The organism is Roseomonas acroporae (genome assembly GCF_023223525.1).
In the GTDB taxonomy this organism is placed as follows: Bacteria; Pseudomonadota; Alphaproteobacteria; order Acetobacterales; family Acetobacteraceae; genus Roseomonas_E; species Roseomonas_E acroporae.
In genome coordinates this window covers 1-584 of sequence record NZ_JALPRX010000256.1, presented here as the reverse complement: position 1 = coordinate 584, position 584 = coordinate 1, and the positions used below count along the sequence as shown (strand labels likewise).

General features: G+C 69.9%; 1 protein-coding gene. It reads left to right on the top strand.

The window, feature by feature from the left end:
• The coding region (locus M0638_RS28385; protein WP_248670315.1) for a hypothetical protein at nucleotides 1-584 on the top strand (584 nt) is incomplete at both ends.

Below are 584 nucleotides of genomic sequence, written 5' to 3'. Positions count from 1 at the left end.
GGCTCCCGACCGGCGCGCAGGCCGGCGGCCGCTACGTCTGGCGCATCGCCCTCACCGGCACGACCACGCTGACCTTCGCCTCGGGCTTCGTGTTCTCGTCCGCCTTCACGCCGGCCACGGCAGCAGGCGACGTGATCGTCCTCGACGTGGTGTACGACGGACTGTTCTTCCTCGTGCAGAATGCCCGCAACTACCTCGGCCTGCTTTCGAGCGCGCTCCCGTCGATCACGTTCAGCCAGACGCTCGCCAACGCCGTGTCCGGCGCCGTGGCGGCCGGCACGACGGTGGGCACGCTGTCGGCCAAGTCTGGCAGCGCCACGCGCACCTTCACCTCGCGCAACGATGCGCTGGTGCTCGATCCGGACGGCGTGACCATCAAGACCGGCAACGCGTCCTCGCCCAGCTACACCGCCTGGGGCACGGCGGACGGAATGGTGACGGACACGCCGACCAGCGGCACCGGTACCAGCGTCACCTATCCGGTCAACCTGACGACGAACCCGGCCGCCGGACTGCGCATGGCCGCGCTGCGGTGCGGGCTCAACGACACCGCCAACGCCGTCTGGAAATCCGTGAAGTGGGGC